Genomic DNA, 13874 nt, shown 5'->3' with positions numbered 1-13874 from the left:
TGCGCCAGCTTCCGGGGGGTACGACGAAGGCCGGGCCCGCATCGGGCCCGGCCTGGCGTGTCGTCGCGGGGACGACTCAGTGGTTGTGCTCGGCCAGCTGCTTGCGAACGTCGTCCATGTCCAGTGCCTCGACCTGCTCGATCAGGTTCTCCAGCGCGGACTCGGGAAGGGCGCCCGGCTGGGCGAAGACGATGACGCCGTCGCGGATCGCCATGATCGTCGGGATCGAGCGAATGTCGAACTTGGCGCCCAGCTCCTGCTGGGCCTCAGTGTCGACCTTGCCGAAGACGATGTTCTGGTGCTTCTCCGAGGAGCGCTCGTAGACCGGGGCGAACCGCTTGCACGGACCACACCAGTCGGCCCAGAAGTCGACCAGGACGATGCCGTCGTTGCCGGTCACCTCGTCGAAGTTCGTCGAGGTCAGCTCAACGGTTGCCATTGCACTCTCCGATCACCGCGGTTTATCTACGTCCCGTAGAACCAGGGCTGACCGTATCGAATTCCCGGGCGGTGGGGCACGAAACGTGCTCGGGGCTGCCGGGGGGTGCTGCGGGTCATCGACACATGTCTGTTCACACCCGACCTGCGGAACGCAAGTGCACGACGCACTTGCGTGACCAGCGGTAATGGGAGCGTTTCCAGGGAGATCCACCCGATTGAGCACTACGAATCGGTAACTTGGGCCCTGACGAGGAGGTATCCGGCCTGCGGAGATCGCTGATCAACCTCCGCTTCGTCACGGACAGTAGTGTTACAAAAAGATAAATGTGACGCCGATCTCTGTTGAACCTACGCAGGCGTAGGGCAGAATTCCTCACATCAGAGCGTGGGCGGCGGGTGCCGGGGAGGGCCCCGCCGCTCATTGCGTCTCCCCCCAGGCGAGTGACCGGTGTGACATTTCCGCCGCCGTCGCGCCCCGCCGGTTGCCTTAACCATCGGTAAGGCATGCTGTGCCGAACTCCATCGCCGCCCGTCGAAGGGACCAGCATGCAGTTCGGTCGCTACTACGAGGAGTTCGAGGTCGGCGCGGTCTACCGGCACTGGCCGGGCAAGACCGTCACCGAGTACGACGACCACCTCTTCTGCCTGCTCACGATGAACCACCACCCGCTGCACATGGACGCGCACTACGCCGCGACGGCCAGCCAGTTCAAGCGCAACGTCGTGGTCGGCAACTACATCTACTCGTTGCTGCTCGGCATGTCGGTGCCCGATGTGAGTGGCAAGGCGATCGCCAACCTGGAGGTCGAGTCGCTGCGGCACGTCGCGCCGACCTTCCACGGCGACACCATCTACGGCGAGACCACTGTGCTGGACAAGCGGGAGTCCGGCTCGAAACCCGACCGGGGCGTGGTGTCGGTGGAGACTCGCGGCTACAACCAGGACGGCACGATGGTCTGCGTCTTCCGGCGCAAGGTCATGGTCCCCAAGCGGGAGTACGCGGCCGCCGCGGTCCCCGACGGAGTGGATCCGGAGCGGCCCAGCTTCCCCGAGCCGCGCTGACCGTCGCGGCGGGCTCGACCGTCGACGAACACCGGCCTCTTCCCCGCCACGGGTCTGCTGGGGAAGGGGCCCTGTTCCCGTCTCGGGGCATATGCTGACGCCGGAGGTTCCGATGAGCCACTCCGTCGCGGGAGAGCCGTCCTCTGCCGGCCGCCGAGCCGCGCCCCTGACCACCGCTGTCTACTCCGCCGCCGAGTGGGACCTGCTCACCAGCCTGCCCGGACGGGTTCTCGTGGCCGCCGCGGCGCCCGGTCCTGGCCGGACGGAGCGCGGGGTCATGGCGAGCCTGGCCGGCCTGGACGCCGTGGCCGCGGGTCGAGCCTCCGACAGCGACCTGGTCCGCGCGGTGGTCGCCACGATCTACGCCCGCCACGACGGCACCCCGCAACCCGCCGAGCGCCTCACCGACCTGGTGGACCTGCTGGCCGCCTGCCGGGCGGCGAGCCGGGTCCTCCGGCGGCGGGCCGACCCCGCCGACTCGGCCGCGTACCGCCAGTGGGTGCAGTCGGTCGCGGCCCGGGTCTGTCGCGCGGTGCCCGGCACCGGCGCGCGCCGGGTGGACCCACCGGCCAGCCCGGCGGACCGGCGCTTCCTGGACCGGCTCGGTGCCGCCCTCGACCTCGGTTGACCGGCAGGTCGTCGCGCCGGGCGCCGAGGCGGTCCGTACCCTCTGATGACCGTGACCGACGACCAGCTTGAGGTGGGCGTGGGCCCCTGGCCGGGGGACCCACCGGACGATCCTCGTTACGACAGGCAACTGCTGGCGGAGGGGGACCGGCGCAACGTCGTCGACCGCTACCGCTACTGGCGGCACGAGGCGATCGTCGCGGATCTGGACCGGCACCGGCACGGTTTCCACGTGGCGATCGAGAACTGGCAGCACGACTTCAACATCGGCACTGTGGTACGCAACGCCAACGCGTTCAACGCGGCCGAGGTGCACATCGTCGGACGGCGACGGTGGAACCGGCGCGGCGCGATGGTGACCGATCGGTACCAGCACGTGCGGCACCACGAGACGATCGAGGAGTTCGTCGCCTGGGCGGCCGGGCGGCGCCTGCCGGTGTTCGGCATCGACAACCTGCCCGGGTCGCGCCCGCTGGAGACCGGCACCCTGCCGCGCGACTGCGTGCTGCTGTTCGGCCAGGAGGGGCCCGGCCTCTCCGCGCCGGCCCGCGCCGCGTGCGACCAGCTCTACTCCATCGCCCAGTACGGCTCGACGAGGTCGATCAACGCGGGCGTGGCCAGCGGAATCGCGATGCACGCCTGGATCCGCGCGCACGCCGGCACGCCGCCTGACTGACCCACGTACGGTGCCGAATCGGACGTTCCGGCTTGACGTTCCGGCGGTCCGGGGAGACGGTGGGGGATGTGAGTGTCGCGGTGAGTTGTCCGAGATGCGGGGGCCCGGTACGGGCGCCGGATCTGATGAACACCGACTCGAGGTGTGTGCGCTGCGGCCCGGTGCCGCCGTTGCACGTGCCCGAGCACATCGGAGCGGACATCCTGGCGAGCGTGGTGGAGCGGATCACCACGACCGCCGATCCACCGGTGACGCCGCTGTGGTGCCCGTGGCCACTGCCGCCCGGTTGGACACTCACCGGCGTGGCGTACGCCGGGGACGACCGCACGGGTGTGCGGGCGACAGCGGTGGCCTGCGCGGGCCCGGCGCCACTCGGCGGGGGTCCGGCCGATCTGGTCTTCGTGGCCGAGGAGCCCGGTGTGGGCCTGGGCACCCGACTCGCCGGGCTGACCGGCCCGGATCCGGGACCGGAGTTGGTCGACGCGCTGACCGACCCGGGGTCGGGTCACCCTGACCACGTCGGACAGGCGAAGATCAAGGTCGGCGGGCATCCCACTCCACTGTGGTTGGTGAATTCACCAATGGATCGAAGCGCGTACGCCGGCGAGGCTCGGGGAATGTGGCTCCATGCGATAGCCTGGCCGGCGAGTGCGGGTCACCTGCTCGCGGAAGACGTCGTGCTACACGACCTTACCGAGTGGACTCCGCCCGAGCTCGTGTACGGCGCACCGTCTCCGTATCTACCCGGTAGAGCTTGACAACTCTCCCGGTTTGACGGAGAACGGACGCAGATATTCACTGTACGACACCACACTGATACTCTGGGTGCCGCTGCGGTAATGGGACCCGGCGCCGCGCGAGAGGATGGCCCGCCATGGTCAAGAAGGTCCTCACCTGGGCCGGAATCGCATTCTTGATCTTCTTCGTCGCCTACCGGCCAAACTCTGCGGCGGACGTGTTCAAGTCGCTCGGCGGCGGGATCATGGATATCGCCCAGGGGTTTGGCGACTTCTTCACCAGTCTCGTCGCCTAGCCGCCGATGGGCAGCCCCTCCGGTCCACCCTTCGACCCGGACGACCCCGACCGGGAACGCCGCGAGCGCGACACCGAGCCGATCCCGCGGATCGGGCCTGATGACGGCCCGGGCTACGGGGCCGGTCCCGGCCTGTCCGACGGTCCGTCCCTTTCGGACGACGTCGGTTACGGCGACGGGCCCGGTTATGCCGGCCAGGGTCGTTCCGGTCGGGGGTGGATCCGTGATCCGGAGGCCAGCTACCAGCCGCCGCAGATCTCCGAGGACGAGCTGGCCGGGTTGCGCGCCGACGCGACCGGCTCGACCCCTCGTCGGGTGCTGCCACTGGAAGATGAGCCCAGTTCGCTGGTGGCCCGCTACCTCTTCCCCACCGAGCGCTACCGCGGCGAGTGGAAGCGGCACTGGATCCACCTCACCAACCCGCTGCTGATCGGCGTCGCGGCGACCTTCGTGCTCGGTTACCTCTCCGGCTTCCTCGCCGGTCAGGACGTCGGCGCGCTGACCACCATCGCCGTGCTGCTCTGGTTCGCGGTGATGGGCTGGGTGGCGTGGAAGGTCGCCGACTGGTGGTATGACCGGTTCATCCTGACCAACAAGCGGGTCATGGTGGTCAACGGCATCGTCACCCGCAAGGTGGCGATGATGCCGCTGGTCCGGGTCACCGACATGAAGTACGAGCAGTCGCCTACCGGCCGAGCGCTCAACTACGGCACCTTCGTGCTGGAGTCCGCCGGCCAGGAGCAGGCGCTCCGCGAGATCAAGAACCTGCCCAACCCGAACGAGCTCTACCTGCGTGTGGTCGAGGAGATGTACGAGCCGCAGGCGGTCGAGGCGCGGCTCGGCAAGGAGGCCGACGAGGCAAAGGCCGACGACGGCGCGTGAAGGTTTTCGACCGAACATCGGAGCAAGTGCGCACCTTTCGTCATGGACCAGAGCGCCCCTGACGTGGCACTCTGCCAGGACGGCAGGGGTGTGGAGGTGGGCGGTGGCGAGCAAGGACTCGTTGGAGGAGCAGTTCCGCGAGTTCGTCGCGGCCCGCTCCGCCGCGCTCCTACGCACCGCTTACCTGCTCACCGGGGACTGGGCCACGGCCGAGGACCTGCTCCAGACGGCGCTGACCAAGACGTACCTCGCGTGGAAGCGGCTCGGCGGAATCGAGGCGGTCGAGCCGTACGCCCGACGTGTGCTGGTCAATACGTCGACCAGTTGGTGGCGGCGGCGCTGGCACGGCGAACGCCCGACCGAGGTGCTGCCCGAGCGGGCCGGTGTCGACGAGATCGAGCAGCAACTCGACCGTGACCTGCTCTGGCGGCATCTCCGAGAGTTGCCCAACCGGCAGCGGGCGGTGCTGGTGCTGCGCTACTACGAGGACATGTCGGAGGCACAGACCGCCGCGATGTTGGACATTTCACCTGGCACGGTGAAGAGCCAGGCGTCCCGGGCACTGGCCACGCTGCGTCGTCGACTGGGCGCGGACGCGGCGGACCTCGCCGAAGCAGCCGGTATCGCCGGCCGGTCGGCCGCCGACGGTGGGGCGGGCGCGACCGGCGCCGCCGGCCGGACGACGAGCCCGGGTTCCCGGACCGGACGGGTCCCGGTCACCGGTGCCGCTGCGACGCCCAGGCCGATGCGGGCGGCTGCCCGACCCGTGCCCCGCGTGGCCGCTCCGCGCCCCGCCACGCCGCGTCCGATCACCCCGCAGGTCGTGCTGCCCACCGCCCCGGCGGCCGTGCCCGTCGGCACGGGCCCGGGGAACAGCAGTGAGTGAGGTCCCAGGCCGGCGCGACAACCTGACGGACGGCCCACGGCGTTCATACCAGGTGCGGCCTGACGAGGTGGAAGGTGCGGTGCGGGAGACACTCTCGCGCCAGGTCACTCTTGCCCGCCCGCTGAGCCTCGACCCGGCGGGGCAGGCCATTCGCCGCGCGAACCGGATCCGGCGTCGACGCACCGCGGTCGGCGTCGCCCTCGCGGCGGTCACCACCGTGCTGCTCGGCGCCGGCATGGTCCAGCTCGGTGCCGAGACCAGGCGGGACGGCCCACCCATCGTGGTGATCGGCGACCCGGATCCGACCAGCCGACCGCTCCCGACGGCCAACATTCCCGGCCCGGCCCCCTCGCCCGAGACATCGACCTCTCCTCTCGTCGGCGAGACGCTCATCAGCGCCGACGGGCGGCGGCTGGTGCTGCCCGACGTGGGGCCGGCCGAACGCGCCCAGCCCCTGCCCGGCGGCGGCGGTTGGCTGGTGGTCGGCGCGCAGAGCACCGCAGGGCGCTCCCTGTGGGTGGTGCAGGACGACGGCCTGGTGCAGGTGCTGCTGGCCGGGGCGGGCGCCATCGTCCTGGCCCCGGACAGCCTCCAGGTCGCCTGGCGCGACGGAGGCGATCTGCTGGTGGCGGGCGTGGCCGGCATCCAACTCATCGGGGCGGTACGCACCCCGGTACCCGCGGCGGCGGATCCCGTCCGGTTCGTCGGCGACAGCGTGCTGGTCCGACTCGACCCGGCCGGCGCAGGTCACACCCTCTGGCGGCCCGGTGCGGGGCCGTTGCCCGCAGCCCTCGACCGCAAGAGCCTCAACGTCTATGGGCGGTTGCCCGACGGGCGGCTCGTCGGCCAGGTCACCACCGAGCCGGGCCGGACCTGCCTCGCCGTACTCACCCCGACCCGTCAGCTGGACCCGGTACGCACCGGCTGCGGTCCGGAGCTGAGCCAGGACGGCGTCGGCGGGGTCTCACCGGACGGGCGGTGGCTGCTGGTGAACGGGGAGGTCGGCAAGGCCGGCCGGTCCCTGCTTGTCGACCTGCAGCGGCTCGGGCCGGCTACGACCGCCGTTGCGGTCGGGCCGCCGATGACCGGGGCGATCGTGTGGAGCAACGAGGCCCACGCCTCCTACCTCGACGGCACCGGCGAGCTGGTCCGGGTCGACGTCGGCCAGGTGCGGGCGGGAAAGCCCGCCAGCCCCACAGCGGTGCCGGGCGTGCCGACCGGAGATCAGCCGATCCTGGTGAAGGACTTTCTGACCCCCGGGTGACCTGGGCGACCCACATGAGCCGGGCTCACTGTTTCCTCGGTAGCGTCGGGCGGTGACCTCGCGTACCGGCTCCGCCCCCCGGATCGACCTGCACACCCACTCGACGGCCAGCGACGGCACGCTGACCCCGGCCGAGCTGGTCGGCGCGGCTGTCGACGCCGGGCTGGACGTGCTGGCGATCACCGACCACGACACCACGGCCGGCTGGGCGCCGGCCGTCGGCGCGTTGCCGCGAGGTCTGCGTCTGGTCCGGGGTGCGGAGCTGTCGTGTCGCTGGTCCGGCGAGCAGCCAGCGGTGCCGCTGCACCTGCTCGCGTACCTGTTCGACCCGGACCACCCGGAGTTGGTGGCCGAGCTGGCTCGGGTCCGGGCCGCCCGGGAGGAACGCGGCGAACGGATGGTCGGTCTCCTGCGGGCCGACGGCATCGACGTGAACTGGCCGGACATCCTGGCCGGAGCGGGTGGCGGCACCGTGGGACGCCCGCACCTCGCGCAGGCGCTGATCCGCGCCGGCCTGGTCGACAGTGTCCGGGAGGCGTTCGGCCCGAACTGGCTGGGCGAGCGGTACCGGCTGCCCAAGGAGGACATCGACGTGTTCCGGGCCATTCGACTGGTCCGGGCGGCCGGAGGTGTGCCGGTCTTCGCCCACCCGCGGGCCACCCGACGCGGCCGGGTGGTACCCGACGAATTGATCGCCGAGCTGGCCGCCGCCGGGCTCGCCGGGCTCGAGGTCGACCACGAGGACCACAGCCCGGCCGAGCGGGAACACGTACGGGCGCTCGCCGCCGAGCTGGGTCTGCTCGTCACCGGCTCGTCGGACTTTCACGGCACCCACAAGACCGTTCGGCTCGGCGCGTTCAGCACGGGCGTCGAGGCGTACGAGCGGATCGTCGCCGACGGGGTGACCGAGGTCGCTTCGGGTTGATCCGGGTATTTCGCCCATCGGGGCGCGGCTAGGTTGATCACGTGGATCTGAAGCTGTTCGGCGAGGTTTTCGTGACCCTGCTGGTGATCACCGACCCGCCGGGCATGATGCCGATCTTCCTGGCGTTGACCGGCCCGCTGCCCGCCCGCGACCGCAACCGGGCAGCCTGGCAGGCCGTCGCGTTGGCGCTCGGCGTCATCGTGATCTTCGCGGTGGCGGGGCAGACCCTGCTCGACTATCTGCACGTGGACCTGCCGGCGTTGCAGGCGGCCGGCGGGCTGCTGCTCGTGCTCGTCGCCCTGGAACTGCTGACCGGCAAGGCCGACGACCCGAGCCAACAGGTCACCTCCAACATCGCGCTGGTGCCGCTGGGCACGCCACTGCTGGCCGGGCCGGGTGCCATCGTGGCCACCATGCTCTTCGTCCAGCAGGCCGACGGGCTGGGAGAGTTCACCGCCATCGCCGTGGCGATCCTCGCCGTGATGGTCGCCGTCTGGATCGTCCTGCGCTTCTCCGGCGGCATCGTGAAGATCCTCCGGCCGGGCGGGATCGAGGTGCTGACCCGGATCGCCGGCCTGCTGCTGGCCGCGATCGCCGTGCAGCTCATCGCCGACGCGGTGGCCGCCTTCGTCACGCAGTACGTCAACATGGCCTGACGGCACGCGCGCGATGTCGGGGGCGGATGGCAGGATCGCAGGCGTGCGACGATCCTCATCAGCGGGGCGGCCGGCCGCCGGCGGCCGGGCCCCCCGGCAGCGCGCCGGCGACGCCGAGCAACTCGGCTTCGAGGGCATGCCCGAGCGGCTGTTCGTCTGCACCCCGAGCAGGCTCGGCGCGTACGCGGACTGCCCGCGTCGCTACCGCTACTCCTACGTCGACCGGCCCGCCCCGCCCAAGGGCCCGCCGTGGGCGCACAACTCGCTCGGCGCCAGCGTGCACACCGCCCTGAAAAACTGGTATGCGTTGCCCGCCGACCGGCGGCGCCCCGAGGCGCTGGCCACGCTGCTCAAGGGCACCTGGGTCCGCGAGGGCTACCGTGACGACGAGCAGGAGCGGGCCGCCTACCTGCGGGCGTTGGGCTGGCTGGAGTCGTACGTCGAGACGCTGGAGCCGGATTCCGACCCGCTCGGCGTGGAGCGGGTGGTGGCGGTCAAGACCGCGGTGCTGGCGTTCAACGGCCGCACCGACCGGATCGACTCGCGACCCGGGCCGGAAGGGCCCGAGCTGGTCATCGTCGACTACAAGACCGGTCGCACCGGTCTGGACGCGGACGACGCCCGGGGTTCGCAGGCGCTGGCGCTCTACGCGTATGCGGCCGAGCGGGTGTTCCGCAAGCCGTGTCGTCGGGTGGAGTTGCACCACCTGCCGACCGGCACGGTCGCCGCCCACGACCACACAGTCGAGTCGCTGGCCCGGCAGTTGACCCGCGCGGAGGAGACAGCCCGCGACATCATGGCCGCCGAACGGGCGGTCGCGGACGGCGCCGACGCGGACGAGGCGTTCCCGGTGGCACCGGGCCCGCGCTGTGGCTGGTGCGACTTCCGGCGGCACTGCCCGACCGGCGCGCAGGTGCCGGGCAAGGAGCCGTGGGCGGCCATGGACCGGCCTGCCGACGGCTGATCTCCCTGGCGGAGGTCGGGTCAGCCGGCCAACGAGGCAGCGGCGTGCCGCGCGGCCCGCTCCTTGGCTGCCTGGATCAACGGCCCCTCCAGGTAGCGGCGGGGGACGGCAGCGAGCGCGAGCCGCATCGCGCGCACGCTCAGATCCGCCGACAGCGCGGTGGTCGGTAGACCGAGACCCCCGTACATCCGGCGCGCCCATGTCGGCAACAGGGCGAACGCGGTGCCGGCGATCCCCAGGTACGCCCAGCGCGGCGGGCCCAGAGTGAGCCCCAACCGGACCGGCAGGCTGAGCTTCCACGGCAGCGGCGGGGCGGTGAGGAACACCGCCGTCTCGGCGGCCTCCCGGGTCATCCGCAACTGTGGCCGTACGGCCTCGTAGTAGTCCGCGACCTCGGCGGCGGTGCCCGGGACGGTGGCCGGGTCCAGGCCGACCAGGGCGGCGGCGCGGCGCTGCTCGGTGTAGTAGCCGTCCACCTCGTCGTCGCTCAGCGGCAGACCGGCGCGTCGGGCCGTGCTCAGGAACGACTCGACCTCGGTCACGTGCACCCAGCGCAGCAGGTCCGGTTCGTCGATCCGGAACTCCGCACCGGTGAGCGTGTCGGTGGCCCGCATTCGGTCGTGCAGGCGGCGCAGCCGGGCCCCGGCGGCCTCCGCCTCGGCGGTGGTCCCGTAGACGGTGGTCGCCACGTAGGTGGCGGTGCGGAGCAGTCGGCCCCAGGCGTCAGTGCGGTAGTTGCTGTTCTGCGCGACCCCGGCCATGGCCCGCGGGTGCAACGCCTGGAGGAAGAGGGAGCGCAGGCCGGCGACGATCAGGATCGGCTCGTCGTGCACCTTCCACGTGACCGAACCCGGACCGAAGAGGCCGAGGTCATCGGAGTCCACCGCCCAAGAGTGCCACGGCCCGGCCGGCCTCGCCGGTCACGTGCCGCCGGTGCCGCGCCTGCGCCCCGGTGCCGCCGGTCAGACGTCGGCGGAGCGGCGGGCCCGGCAGCCCGGGCAGAGACCCCAGAAGGTCACTTCGGCCTCGTCCACCTCGAACCCGTGCGCGACATTCGGCTCCAGGCACGGGGCGCTGCCCACCGCGCAGTCGATGTCGGCGATCTCGCCGCACCCGCGGCAGACCACGTGGTGGTGGTTGTCGCCCACCCGCGCCTCGTAGCGGGCGGGACTGCCCGCCGGCTCGATCCGCCGCGACAGCCCGGCCCGGGACAGCGCGCCCAGCACGTCGTAGACCGCCTGGGTGGAGACCGAGTCGAGGCGTTCACGAACCCGTCGGGTGATCTCGTCGACCTCCAGGTGACCGCCTCCGGCCAGCACGTCGAGCACCGCGAGGCGTGGCCGCGTGACACGCAGGCCCCTCGACCGCAGCAGCTCCTCGGCACCTGACACTCGCCAATGACAACACGCCCGGTCAGCATCGACAACCGTCGCGCGCTCCGGGTGGTCACCGACACAGGCCGACAAGATCGGGAGTACGGCCCGGAGAGTGAACCCGATCGACGCGGCGCGCGTGTGTCCGGTCGAGAGCCTGGGGACGATCGGCGGACCATAGGCTGATCACCCCTGACCATGATCCACCTGGAGGGTTCGATGTTCGAGGAGATCCTGGGTCTACCGGTACACGCCCTGATGGTCCACGCGGTCATCGTGTTCGTGCCGCTGCTGGCGGTGCTGGCCATCGCGTACGTGGGGCTGCCGCGGTGGCGGCACCGGCTGGACTGGGCCCTGGGCCTCCTCGCCGTGGCCGCGCCGGTGACCGCCTACGTCGCGGTCAAGTCGGGTGAGGCGCTCACCGACGCGCTGGTAGCCCGGGGGTTCCAGGGGCCGATCCTCGATCAGATCTTCGAGCACTCCCGCTACGGCGACATCCTGTTCCGCATCGTGGTGCCGCTCGGGATCGTGGCCATCCTGCTGCTCGTGGCAACGAGTGGACACCCCCGGGTGCCGCAGCTACCCGCGCTGGTCATCCCCGTGCTGGCGGTAGCGGCCGTGGGGCTCTCCATCGCCGCCCTGATCTACGTCTCCCTGACCGGCCACTCCGGCGCCGAGGCCGTCTGGGGCACCACCCTCTGAGCTGCTGCCCCTCAGGTGGGGTCGGGCATCAGAAGATGACTCGCGAGCAGAGCAGACAGAGCAGAACCAGCAACACCACGCCGGCCGCCGCGCCGAACCCGTAGGTGACCCGCTGCGAGCGCTGCTCGGCAGCGTCCAGGTCGGCCATGTCCTGCGGCGGCAACTGTCGCGGCGGCGCCGGCTGCAGATGTACGGGTGGACGCCAACCCGCCGGCGGCGGCAGGCTCGGCGGCGGGCCGGAGTACCCGCTGGAAGGGTGCCCCGTCGATGCGGGGCCGGCGTGCTCGCTCGGCGGTGGGTTGCTGGGCCCGGTCGGTGGTTGGTTGGTGGGCGCGGTCGGTGGTGTGGTCGCGGGGGCGGCGGGAGGTTGGTCCGCCACCGCGTCATCGCCGCTGTCGGGCCGTCGCCAGTAGTCGTCCGGGGTGCTGCCACCGCTGGGGGTCGTCACGCCGTCCGACGCTACCAACGCCGCCGGTGGTCCGGTCGATTCTGGCCGGTGAGCCCACGGTCGGCGGCCCGGTCCGCCGCCGTGGCTGCGCTAGTCTTGCCGCTCGTGAGCACCGAAGACCCCGGCACGCGCGGCGCACGTGGAGACGATGACCGCGCCGTCGACCTGAGCGAAGACTTCGTGGTGCTGCCCGAGCAGACCTCTGACGACACCGACAGTGGTTGGGGCGAGCGGTCGGGCGGTAACGACGACTGGCTACTCGCCGAACGCCCCCCGCACTGGGACTGACCCCGGCGGCGCGGGAGAGCCTGTCCTGGGGTCGGCCGACAGGCCCTCGCGGACCTGCCGGGCCGTGCCGACTGGCGAGGACGGCGTGTCGGAGGGGACGGCGGTCGGCGGGCATCCGGCCGGGGTGTGCAGAACCGCGGCGGCCAGGCCGAGCAGCGCGGCGATCAGGCCGGCCCGGAGCAGGGTGCGGCCGCCGGGCAGAGTGAGCTGACGCAGCGGGCGCAACGCCCGCGCGGATTCCGGATCGACCATCGCGCTGCCGCCTTCCGTCCCCGAGCGCCGCGGTGGCACCCATGGACGGGAGGCTAGGCAGTTCCCACCGCAGCGGCCGACCCTCGGCCGATGCCTGTGGACAACCGCCCGGCCTGTGGAAAACGCCCATCGGTCGGTTCGGTCTGCTACGGCACCGCCGTGATCGACTCGGGATCAAGGAAACCGGGCGGTCGGAGCGACAGGGACAGGCCGACTTCCTGAAACCCGAGTGGACGAGGCCCGACCCGTGAGGCCGGGCCTTCGACGATCAGGACGCGGAGCTTGCCGCGGCCGCCTTGCCGCCGCCCGATCCACCCGAGGACGACCCAGAAGACGACCCCGAGGAGGACGACGAGCCCGAGGACGACCCGGACGAGGACCCCGAAGAGGACGACGAGGACGAGCTGTCACCGGAGGACGACTCGGACTTCGCCGGCTTGGTGGCCGTGCCGCCGGCCGTCGTCTCGGAGCCGGACGCCCGGGAGTCGGTGCGGTAGAAGCCCGAACCCTTGAAGACGATGCCTACCGAGTTGAAGACCTTGCGCAGCCGCCCCTGACACGCCGGGCACTCGGTCAGCGGCTCGTCAGAGAAGGACTGCACCGCCTCGAGCTGGTGACCGCACGTGGTGCAGGCGTACTGGTACGTGGGCACGTTCTCCTCCGGATCTGGGCTCGGCCAGTTGGCACTCGACCTATTCGAGTGCCAATGGTGCGTCATTCGGCCCGGGTTCGTCCAGCGGACGTGTGGGGCGCGACACCGTGCGCCGCACCGGGGCCGCCGTCAAGCGTACGCACCCCGTCGGCGGGAGTGACGACCGCGCGCACCCGACGGTCGTGTGGTTCCGCCGGCAGCACCTCGACCAGCTCACCGTCGTGCAGGGGCACCACCGTCAGGGTTGCCTCGGGTACCCGGGCGAGGGCGCGGTCGTACGAGCCGCCGCCGCGCCCGAGCCGCCGACCGTGGTGGTCGACCGCGAGGGCTGGTACTACCACCAGCTCCGCGTGCGCCACGGCGGCCACCCCGAGACGGGCGCCGGCTGGTTCTCGGATACCCCGACCCGCCGCGATCAAGGCAGCCGGCCCGATATATGCCGCCCAGTCCAGATCCAGGTCGGCCAGGAGCACCGGCAGCAGTAACTCGGCGTTCGACGGCAGGGCCGCCCGCAGTGCCTCGGGCAGGTCGGCCCCGCCCGGTTCCGAGCCGACCGGCACGTACGCAGTCATCAGCTGTGGGCGCAGCCGGCGTACCAGAGCGACAAGCTCGGCCTGCACGCGCCCGGCGGCGGCCGCCCTCGTCGCGGCGGGCAGCGACCGGCGGCGAGCGAGCAGCTCGACGCGGGTGTCCCGCTTCGCCATTCGGGTCACTTCCGCTTCATCAGAAAATTCCGGCACGCA

General features: G+C 71.6%; 20 protein-coding genes and 1 pseudogene. 14 read left to right on the top strand and 7 right to left on the bottom strand.

The features are described from left to right. Positions 1-76 precede the first annotated feature (76 nt). The gene (trxA, locus tag KBX71_RS16255; protein WP_007455291.1) at positions 77-439 is read right to left on the bottom strand and encodes a thioredoxin; all 363 of its coding nucleotides are present in this window, start codon (positions 437-439) and stop codon (positions 77-79) included. 548 nt (positions 440-987) lie between these two features. Between trxA and KBX71_RS16250 the strand changes: the two genes are divergently transcribed. The 11 genes from KBX71_RS16250 to KBX71_RS16200 all read left to right on the top strand — a co-directional run bounded on the left by KBX71_RS16250 (position 988) and on the right by KBX71_RS16200 (position 9416). Continuing rightward, positions 988-1503, top strand: a complete 516-nt coding sequence (locus tag KBX71_RS16250) for a MaoC family dehydratase (RefSeq protein WP_030486570.1) — start codon at positions 988-990, stop codon at positions 1501-1503. Between the two features lie 91 nt (positions 1504-1594). Next, positions 1595-2131 carry a hypothetical protein gene (locus tag KBX71_RS16245; protein ID WP_196928452.1) on the top strand — a complete coding sequence of 179 codons (537 nt, stop codon included), beginning with the start codon at positions 1595-1597 and terminating at the stop codon, positions 2129-2131. A 51-nt stretch (positions 2132-2182) separates the two neighbouring features. Beyond that, the gene (locus tag KBX71_RS16240; RefSeq protein WP_124771323.1) at positions 2183-2806 is read left to right on the top strand and encodes an RNA methyltransferase; all 624 of its coding nucleotides are present in this window, start codon (positions 2183-2185) and stop codon (positions 2804-2806) included. Positions 2807-2865: 59 nt separating this feature from the next. Next, entirely contained in the window at positions 2866-3564 is a 699-nt protein-coding gene (locus KBX71_RS16235; protein ID WP_374102608.1) for a DUF6758 family protein, read from the top strand. Positions 3565-3680: 116 nt separating this feature from the next. Continuing rightward, a complete protein-coding gene (locus KBX71_RS16230) occupies positions 3681-3839 on the top strand; it encodes a hypothetical protein (RefSeq protein ID WP_007455302.1) in 159 nt (52 codons plus the stop codon). A gap of 6 nt (positions 3840-3845) precedes the next feature. Continuing rightward, positions 3846-4721: a PH domain-containing protein gene (locus tag KBX71_RS16225; protein WP_196928450.1), complete on the top strand. Its 876-nt coding sequence runs from the start codon at positions 3846-3848 to the stop codon at positions 4719-4721. 103 nt (positions 4722-4824) lie between these two features. Continuing rightward, on the top strand, positions 4825-5607 hold the full coding sequence (locus tag KBX71_RS16220; protein WP_210818869.1) for a SigE family RNA polymerase sigma factor: 783 nt from the start codon (positions 4825-4827) through the stop codon (positions 5605-5607). Positions 5608-5686: 79 nt separating this feature from the next. Further along, positions 5687-6871: a hypothetical protein gene (locus KBX71_RS16215; protein ID WP_210818868.1), complete on the top strand. Its 1185-nt coding sequence runs from the start codon at positions 5687-5689 to the stop codon at positions 6869-6871. 52 nt (positions 6872-6923) lie between these two features. Continuing rightward, positions 6924-7796, top strand: coding sequence for a PHP domain-containing protein (locus KBX71_RS16210; protein ID WP_210818867.1), 873 nt, complete (start codon positions 6924-6926; stop codon positions 7794-7796). A gap of 41 nt (positions 7797-7837) precedes the next feature. After that, the gene (locus tag KBX71_RS16205) at positions 7838-8452 is read left to right on the top strand and encodes a MarC family protein (RefSeq protein ID WP_124819967.1); all 615 of its coding nucleotides are present in this window, start codon (positions 7838-7840) and stop codon (positions 8450-8452) included. Positions 8453-8465: 13 nt separating this feature from the next. Next, positions 8466-9416 (top strand): PD-(D/E)XK nuclease family protein, encoded by a 951-nt coding sequence (locus tag KBX71_RS16200; RefSeq protein WP_247683559.1) that lies wholly within the window; start codon positions 8466-8468, stop codon positions 9414-9416. Between the two features lie 20 nt (positions 9417-9436). Here the strand turns inward: KBX71_RS16200 and KBX71_RS16195 are convergent, their stop codons facing one another. Further along, positions 9437-10300: an oxygenase MpaB family protein gene (locus KBX71_RS16195; protein ID WP_210818865.1), complete on the bottom strand. Its 864-nt coding sequence runs from the start codon at positions 10298-10300 to the stop codon at positions 9437-9439. Positions 10301-10378: 78 nt separating this feature from the next. Next, complete coding sequence (locus tag KBX71_RS16190; protein WP_124819964.1) at positions 10379-10807, bottom strand: Fur family transcriptional regulator; 429 nt, start codon at positions 10805-10807, stop codon at positions 10379-10381. Between the two features lie 201 nt (positions 10808-11008). Here KBX71_RS16190 and KBX71_RS16185 point away from each other — a divergent pair, with 201 nt between their 5' ends. Next, on the top strand, positions 11009-11491 hold the full coding sequence (locus tag KBX71_RS16185) for a DUF2231 domain-containing protein (RefSeq protein ID WP_210818931.1): 483 nt from the start codon (positions 11009-11011) through the stop codon (positions 11489-11491). A gap of 28 nt (positions 11492-11519) precedes the next feature. Here the strand turns inward: KBX71_RS16185 and KBX71_RS16180 are convergent, their stop codons facing one another. Then, positions 11520-11939: a hypothetical protein gene (locus KBX71_RS16180; RefSeq protein ID WP_210818864.1), complete on the bottom strand. Its 420-nt coding sequence runs from the start codon at positions 11937-11939 to the stop codon at positions 11520-11522. A 105-nt stretch (positions 11940-12044) separates the two neighbouring features. On the opposite strand from KBX71_RS16180, the gene KBX71_RS16175 reads away from it, so the two are divergent. After that, positions 12045-12227, top strand: coding sequence for a hypothetical protein (locus KBX71_RS16175; protein ID WP_210818863.1), 183 nt, complete (start codon positions 12045-12047; stop codon positions 12225-12227). Here the strand turns inward: KBX71_RS16175 and KBX71_RS16170 are convergent. Then, positions 12195-12479 (bottom strand): hypothetical protein, encoded by a 285-nt coding sequence (locus KBX71_RS16170; protein WP_210818862.1) that lies wholly within the window; start codon positions 12477-12479, stop codon positions 12195-12197. The genes KBX71_RS16175 and KBX71_RS16170 overlap by 33 nt on opposite strands. Before the next feature lie 296 nt (positions 12480-12775). On the opposite strand from KBX71_RS16170, the gene KBX71_RS33750 reads away from it, so the two are divergent. Beyond that, positions 12776-12976, top strand: coding sequence for a hypothetical protein (locus tag KBX71_RS33750; RefSeq protein WP_247683606.1), 201 nt, complete (start codon positions 12776-12778; stop codon positions 12974-12976). A 14-nt stretch (positions 12977-12990) separates the two neighbouring features. Here the strand turns inward: KBX71_RS33750 and KBX71_RS33745 are convergent. Next, positions 12991-13197: pseudogene (locus KBX71_RS33745) on the bottom strand (FmdB family zinc ribbon protein); the annotation flags it as partial. After that, positions 13194-13871, bottom strand: a complete 678-nt coding sequence (locus tag KBX71_RS16160; protein WP_210818860.1) for a 5-formyltetrahydrofolate cyclo-ligase — start codon at positions 13869-13871, stop codon at positions 13194-13196. The pseudogene KBX71_RS33745 and the gene KBX71_RS16160, both read right to left, overlap by 4 nt. Between the last annotated feature and the right edge of the window lie 3 nt (positions 13872-13874).

Origin of the sequence: Micromonospora sp. D93, from assembly GCF_018070365.1 — a bacterium.
GTDB lineage: Bacteria > Actinomycetota > Actinomycetes > Mycobacteriales > Micromonosporaceae > Micromonospora > Micromonospora ureilytica.
This window is presented reverse-complemented; position numbering and strand designations above follow the sequence as displayed.

Coding starts and splice junctions, on each gene's coding strand:
- KBX71_RS16200 (WP_247683559.1), top strand. CDS start 8,466: ATGTCGGGGGCGGATGGCAGGATCGCAGGCGTGCGACGATCCTCATCA.
- KBX71_RS16250 (WP_030486570.1), top strand. CDS start 988: ATGCAGTTCGGTCGCTACTACGAGGAGTTCGAGGTCGGCGCGGTCTAC.
- KBX71_RS16170 (WP_210818862.1), bottom strand. CDS start 12,479: ATGGTCGATCCGGAATCCGCGCGGGCGTTGCGCCCGCTGCGTCAGCTC.
- KBX71_RS16230 (WP_007455302.1), top strand. CDS start 3,681: ATGGTCAAGAAGGTCCTCACCTGGGCCGGAATCGCATTCTTGATCTTC.
- KBX71_RS16245 (WP_196928452.1), top strand. CDS start 1,595: ATGCTGACGCCGGAGGTTCCGATGAGCCACTCCGTCGCGGGAGAGCCG.
- trxA (WP_007455291.1), bottom strand. CDS start 439: ATGGCAACCGTTGAGCTGACCTCGACGAACTTCGACGAGGTGACCGGC.
- KBX71_RS16225 (WP_196928450.1), top strand. CDS start 3,846: ATGGGCAGCCCCTCCGGTCCACCCTTCGACCCGGACGACCCCGACCGG.
- KBX71_RS16185 (WP_210818931.1), top strand. CDS start 11,009: ATGTTCGAGGAGATCCTGGGTCTACCGGTACACGCCCTGATGGTCCAC.